The sequence below is a fragment of the Streptomyces sp. NPDC047072 genome (assembly GCF_040643855.1).
Lineage (GTDB): Bacteria > Actinomycetota > Actinomycetes > Streptomycetales > Streptomycetaceae > Streptomyces.
In genome coordinates this window covers 1-6155 of sequence record NZ_JBEYVC010000312.1, presented here as the reverse complement: position 1 = coordinate 6155, position 6155 = coordinate 1, and the positions used below count along the sequence as shown (strand labels likewise).

3 protein-coding genes and 2 pseudogenes are annotated in these 6155 nt (G+C 71.5%); 3 read left to right on the top strand and 2 right to left on the bottom strand.

Annotated features, from left to right (window positions below):
• The first annotated feature begins 96 nt into the window (after nucleotides 1-96).
• Entirely contained in the window at nucleotides 97-1233 is a 1137-nt protein-coding gene (locus tag ABZ896_RS51815; protein ID WP_360946216.1) for an MFS transporter, read from the top strand.
• Nucleotides 1234-1342: 109 nt separating this feature from the next.
• On the top strand, nucleotides 1343-2413 hold the full coding sequence (locus ABZ896_RS51810; protein ID WP_360946214.1) for a chitinase: 1071 nt from the start codon (nucleotides 1343-1345) through the stop codon (nucleotides 2411-2413).
• A gap of 66 nt (nucleotides 2414-2479) precedes the next feature.
• Here the strand turns inward: ABZ896_RS51810 and ABZ896_RS51805 are convergent, their stop codons facing one another.
• On the bottom strand, nucleotides 2480-3700 hold the full coding sequence (locus tag ABZ896_RS51805) for a metallophosphoesterase (protein WP_360946211.1): 1221 nt from the start codon (nucleotides 3698-3700) through the stop codon (nucleotides 2480-2482).
• 205 nt (nucleotides 3701-3905) lie between these two features.
• On the opposite strand from ABZ896_RS51805, the pseudogene ABZ896_RS51800 reads away from it, so the two are divergent.
• Nucleotides 3906-5990: pseudogene (locus ABZ896_RS51800) on the top strand (MMPL family transporter); the annotation flags it as partial.
• A 71-nt stretch (nucleotides 5991-6061) separates the two neighbouring features.
• On the opposite strand, the pseudogene ABZ896_RS51795 reads toward ABZ896_RS51800, so the two are convergent.
• Nucleotides 6062-6155: pseudogene (locus ABZ896_RS51795) on the bottom strand (DUF3037 domain-containing protein); the annotation flags it as partial.

Genomic DNA, 6155 nt, shown 5'->3' with positions numbered 1-6155 from the left:
GACACCCTGCGCAAGGTCCTCAAGTACCAGCTGAGGGAGCGTTATTCGGGGACGGTGAAGTACGCGCCCCCGGCCCCGATGCCCCCGGCCCGGCAGATGTGGCCGCTGTACGCGGCGGGTTTCACCACCGCCTTCGGTGCCCACGGAATCGCCGCGAACCTCGGCGGCTTCTCCGACGACGCGGTCACCTCGCTCCTCGTGCTGGGCGGCCTGCTCGCCCTCTACGACGGCGCCGAGGTCGTCCTCAAGCCGCTGTTCGGCGCCCTCGCGGACCGGATCGGTGCGCGCCCGGTCCTGCTCGGCGGGCTCGTCGCGTTCGCCGGGGCGTCCACGCTGTACGTCCTCGCGGACAGCCCCGGCTGGCTCTGGGCCGCCCGCCTGGGCCAGGGCGCCGCGGCCTCCGCCTTCTCCCCGTCCGCCTCCGCCCTGGTGGCCCGGCTCAACCCGGCCGCCAAGCACGGCCGAGCGTTCGGCAGCTACGGCTTCCACAAGTCCGTCGGCTACACGCTCGGCCCGCTGCTCGGCGGGGTGCTGGTGTGGGCCGGCGGACTGCGCCTGCTGTTCGGGGTGCTCGCGGTGCTCGGCGCGGTGGTGGCGCTGTGGGCCTGGGCCGCCGTACCCGTCGTACCGCCGCTGCCCAAGACCCGGCAGACGGTGCTCGACCTGGCCAGGCGGCTGGCGGATCCCGCCTTCCTCGCCCCGACCGCCGCACTGGCCGCGGCGACCGCCGCGCTCTCCGTCGGCGTGGGTTTCCTGCCGGTCTCCGGCCGGGCCGCCGGCCTGGGCACGATCGCCACCGGCGCGGCCGTGTCCGTGCTGGCGGGCTGCGCGGCCGTGGTGCAGCCCAGGGCCGGTCGCGCCTTGGACGAAGGCCGCCTCACCACCCGCTTCGGCCTGCTCGCGGGCCTGCTCGTCACGGCCGCCGGTCTGGCCTGCGCGATGCTGCCGGGCCTGGCCGGAGTCCTTGCCGCGGCCGCCCTGATCGGCGCCGGAACCGGCCTGATCACCCCCCTCGGCTTCGCCGCGCTGGCCTCGTCGACCCCTCCGGAACGCCTCGGCCAAACCATGGGATCCGCCGAACTCGGCCGCGAACTCGGCGACGCGGGCGGCCCGTTGCTCGTCGGAGCCGTCGCCACGGCGACCACGCTCACCTACGGGTACGGGGTGCTGGCGGTACTGGTGGCACTGGGCCCCCTCGTCGTCCTCCTCCGGTGCGTTGGCAGACCGGCATAACTGTTAACAACCTTGACAGTTATGTGGTCTAGTCCAATCATGGTCTCGCTCCACCCCGCGGTGCAGCCCTACCGCTGTTCCCGCATGCCCCTTTCCCCTGGGAGTGCCAGTGAGACGTCGTCACGCGTTGCTGTCCTGTCTGAGTGTCAGTGCCCTGTCCGCCGGGCTCGTCGGAGTCGGGGGAGGGGGCGCGCTCGCGGCGCCGTCCTCGCCCTCGCCCTCGGGCTTCGGCAAGCCTCTGCCGGCGCATGTGGCGGCGCCCTACGTCGAGTCATGGACCGGCCAGAGCCCGGCCGACCTCGCCGCCGCCTCCGGCAACAAGTACCTCACCCTGGCGTTCCTCCAGACGGCCACCGCGGGGTCGTGCACCGCGTACTGGAACGGCGAGACCGACCAGCCCATCTCGAAGGCGACCTTCGGCCACGACATCGCCGCCATCCAGGCGCGCGGCGGCAACGTCATCCCCTCCTTCGGCGGCTGGAGCGCGGACACCACCGGCACCGAACTGGCGGACAGCTGCACCAGCGTCGACGCCATCGCCGACGTGTTCAAGAGCCTGGTCTCGACGTACGGCATCACGCGCATCGACCTCGACGTCGAGGGCGACTCGATCAACAACACCGCCGGAATCGACCGCCGCAACAAGGCGATCGCCCAGGTCCAGCGCTGGGCCGAACGCACCGGCCGCACCGTGCAGTTCTCCTACACCCTGCCGACCTCCACGACCGGCCTGGAGGCCAACGGCCTGGCCGTCCTCCAGAACGCCGTCGACAACCACGCGCGCGTGGACGTCGTCAACCTCATGACGTTCGACTACTACGACGGTGCCACCCACGACATGGCGGCCGACACCCAGACGGCCGCCGAAGGGCTGCACGGCCAACTCGCCGCGCTCCACCCGAAGAAGAGCTCCGCCCAGCTGTGGAGCATGATCGGCGTGATCGAGATGCCCGGCATCGACGACTACGGCCCCGAGGAGACCTTCACCGTCGAGAACGCGGCCACGGTCGAGAAGTGGGCCGAGGCCAAGAGGATCAACACGCTCTCCTTCTGGGCACTCCAGCGCGACAACGGCGGCTGCCCGGGCACCGGCGGCTCCGACTCCTGCTCCGGCATCGCACAGGACACCTGGGCCTTCAGTCACACCTTCGAGAAGTTCACGAGCGGCGGGCACCGGTAGCACGCCGGAGGGGCCCCGGCACGTGCTGGGGCCCCTCCGAGTGCGGCTGTGTCGAGCCGGCCGGTGTTACGGCGAGGTGGGCGAGTGCGGTGAGCGGAGCACGAGCAGGGTGATCTCGCTCGGGGCGAAGACGCGGAACGGCGGGCCCCAGAAGCCGGTGCCGCGGCTGGTGTAGAGCAGGGTGCGGGCGCCGTGGCGGCTGAGACCGGCGACGGTGGGCTGGTCGAGGCGGACCAGATGGTGGAAGGGCCAGATCTGCCCGCCGTGGGTGTGGCCGGAGAGCTGGAGGTCGATACCGGCGGCCGCCGCCCGGTCGACGAACTTCGGCTGGTGCGCCAGCAGCAGGACCGGCAGGTCGGGGTCGGCGCCGTGCAGGGCTCCGGCGAGGTGGGCGCGATGGCCTTTGAGACCGGAGGACTCGGCGGTGACGTCGTCCACGCCCGCGACCACGAGGGTGTCCCCTCCACGTTCGAGCAGCAGATGGCGGTTGCGCAGCGGCTCCCAGCCCAGCTCGTCCATCAGGTCGACCCAGCCCTGGGCCTCGCTGTAGTACTCGTGGTTGCCGGTGACGTAGACCCGCGCCCGGGTGGCCCGCACGGTTCCGAGCGGGGCGGCCTGGGCGCGCCGGCGTTCGGCCGTGCCGTCCGCGATGTCGCCGGTGTGGCAGACCAGGTCGGCGTCCAGGGTGTTCACCGTCTCGCACACCCGCGCCGACCAGCGGGCGCGGTCGAGCGGCCCGTAGTGGGTGTCGGTGATGAGGGCGACGCGAGTACCGTCCAACCCGGCCCCCAGCCGGGGGAGTTGCACATCGAGGCGGCGCACCCGAGGCACGCGGCGGGCCTCGACGTACCCCGAGACGAGCAGCAGGGCGGTGACGCCGAGGACGGCCCACGCGACGATACGGGCCCGGTCCTGCCCCTCACCGACGCCGGCCACGGCCAGCACGAGCCGCAAGAACACACCGAGCAGCACGGACCAGGTGAACAGCACCCAGCTGCCGCCCAGCAGGGTGTCACCGACGATCGCCGCCCAGTCCTGCTGGCGTCGGCCGTGCCCGCGCGCCATCGCCAGCGGCATCCCGACGAGACCGAGCACGAACAGGGCGGTGCCGCCCAGCGTGACCGGCAACGGCCAGTGCTGGCCCGCGTACAGAAGCACCCAGCAGGGCACGGCCCACAGCAGTACGGGCGCGACCAGGGGGAGGTAGCGCATCACACGGCGCAGCGGACTCCGCCGCGGAGCCGGCGCATCGCTGTCGGCGGCACGGGTGTCACTGGTATCGGTCACGCTGCCCCTCTCCGGCCGAATTGCCGTTCCGCGCACTGTATCCGGTCGTCCTCGGGCGGGCCGGACGGGTGTTCGTGGGTGCGAGGTCTGCGGGGCGAGGGGTTCTCCCAGGTGTCGGCTCCTGGTTGCTCGCTGTCGCAGCGATTGAAGGAAACTCGCTATCTGAGTAGCATTTGCCAATAACTTTCTAAAGGGGGTCACCCTCATGGCTGCTGCTCTCGTTCGACTGGGGCGGTACTGCTTCGTCCGGCGTTGGTTCGTCGTCCTGGCATGGGCCGCGGCCTTGACGCTGGCCGGGACGGCGGCGGCGGTGTGGTCCGAGCCGACCACCGATGCCTTCTCCGTGCCGGGCACCGAGGCTCAGCGCGCCAATGATCTGTTGAAGGAGCGCTTTCCGCAGGCCGCCTCCGACGGGGCCGGCGCCCGTGTCGTCTTCGCCGCCCCCGAGCGCGGGAGCCTGAAGGATCCGGACTCCCGTACCGCCGTGAGCGAGGTGATCGACCGCCTGAAGGGTGCGCCGCACATCACCGAGGTCAGCGACCCGTACAAGGCGGGAACCGTGTCGGAGAAGGGGGACGTCGCCCTGGCCGAAGTGACCTACCGTGTGCCGGCGGAGGAACTGACCGGTGCCGACCGTGACAGGTTGCGGGACGCCGCCGAGGCCGGACGGGACGCCGGGCTGACGGTCGAGATGAGCGGCGACGCGGTGTCCCGGGCGGACCAGGGCGTGGGTGAACTGATCGGTGTCGCCGTCGCCGCGCTGGTGCTGGTGATCACTCTGGGCTCGATGGTGGCTGCCGGACTGCCGCTCCTGACGGCGATCGTCGGGATCTGTGTCGGACTGCTCGCGGTCACCGCCGCCACAGCCTTCGTCGACCTCAACTCCGACGCTCCGGCGCTTGCCCTCATGCTCGGTCTGGCCGTCGCCATCGACTACGCCCTGTTCATCCTCTTCCGCTATCGGCGCGAGGTGCAAAGCGGCCGGGAACTGGCAGAGGCGGCCGGGAGGGCCGTGGGCACAGCCGGCTCAGCCGTGGTGTTCGCGGGATTGACGGTCATGGTGGCGCTGGTGGGCCTCGCGGTCGTGGACATCCCGATCCTCACCCAGGTCGGCGTCTCAGCCGCCTTCACCGTCGCTGTCGCCGTCCTGATCGCCCTCACCCTGCTCCCCGCCCTCCTGGGCTTCGCCGGTGCGCGTGTGGTGCGCCACCGCCGGTACTTCCGGTGGCGTCGAGGTCCGCTGCCGGACGGTCAGGACACCGCCGAGCCGGCCGGTGCGCGCTGGGGGCGCGTCGTGGCGGCGCGGCCGGTTCCAGCCCTGCTCGCGGCCGTCCTGGTGCTGGGCGTGGTGGCGATTCCCGCACTGGACCTGCGCCTCGGGCTGCCCGACGGCGGCACCGCCCCTGCCGGGTCGACCCAGCGCAAGGCGTACGACCTGCTCGCCGACGGCTTCGGCCCGGGCTTCAACGGCCCGCTGACCCTGGTGGTACAGGCGCCCGGTGGCGGCGACGCCGCAGCTGCCGCGCACCATGTGACCCGGAGTGTCGAGGACCTGCCGGGCGTCGCCTCGATCGCGCCCGCCATGCTCAACCCGGCCGGAGACACCGCCCTCCTGGGGGTGATCCCGACGAGTGCGCCGACCAGTGAGGCCACCGAGGTCCTCATCGCCGACATCCGTCGTGCGGCTGACGAGATCCGCACCGACGGGCGAGCGGTCGTCGCGGTCACCGGGCAGACCGCCATCGACATCGACACCTCCGACAAACTCGCCGGAGCCCTTCTTCCCTATCTCGCGGTGGTCGTCGGCCTGGCTCTGCTGCTGCTCCTGGCGGTCTTCCGATCGGTACTGGTGCCGTTGAAGGCGACAGCCGGGTTCCTCCTGAGCCTGGCCGCGACCTTCGGTGCGGTGGTCGCGGTCTTCCAATGGGGCTGGCTCAACGACCTGTTGCGGGTGCACTCCTCCGGCATCATCGTCAACCTGCTGCCCGTGATGATGATCGGCATGGTCTTCGGCCTGGCCATGGACTACCAGGTCTTCCTCGTCACGCGGATGCGCGAGGAACACCTCAAGGGGGCCGACCCGGTCGCGAGTGTCGTTGCCGGACTGGCCCAGAGCTCCCGGGTCGTCACCGCCGCGGCCATCATCATGATCAGCGTCTTCTCCGGGTTCATGCTCTCGGACACCCCCATGGTCCAGTCCTTCGGGTTCACGCTGGCCGTCGCCGTCTTCTTCGACGCCTTCCTTGTCCGGATGACGGTCGTGCCGGCCGTGATGGTGCTGCTCGGCCGCGCAGGCTGGTGGCTGCCGTCCTGGTTGGACCGGGTCCTGCCCCGCGTCGACGTGGAGGGCGAGAAAGCGGCGAGCACACCTGCGTTGATGCACTCGCCGCGTTCGACACGGGGGACGACCTTCAGCAGGGCGTACTCGTAGACGTCCCGTTCGCTGGCCCGCCCG

Coding starts and splice junctions, on each gene's coding strand:
- ABZ896_RS51815 (WP_360946216.1), top strand. CDS start 97: ATGTGGCCGCTGTACGCGGCGGGTTTCACCACCGCCTTCGGTGCCCAC.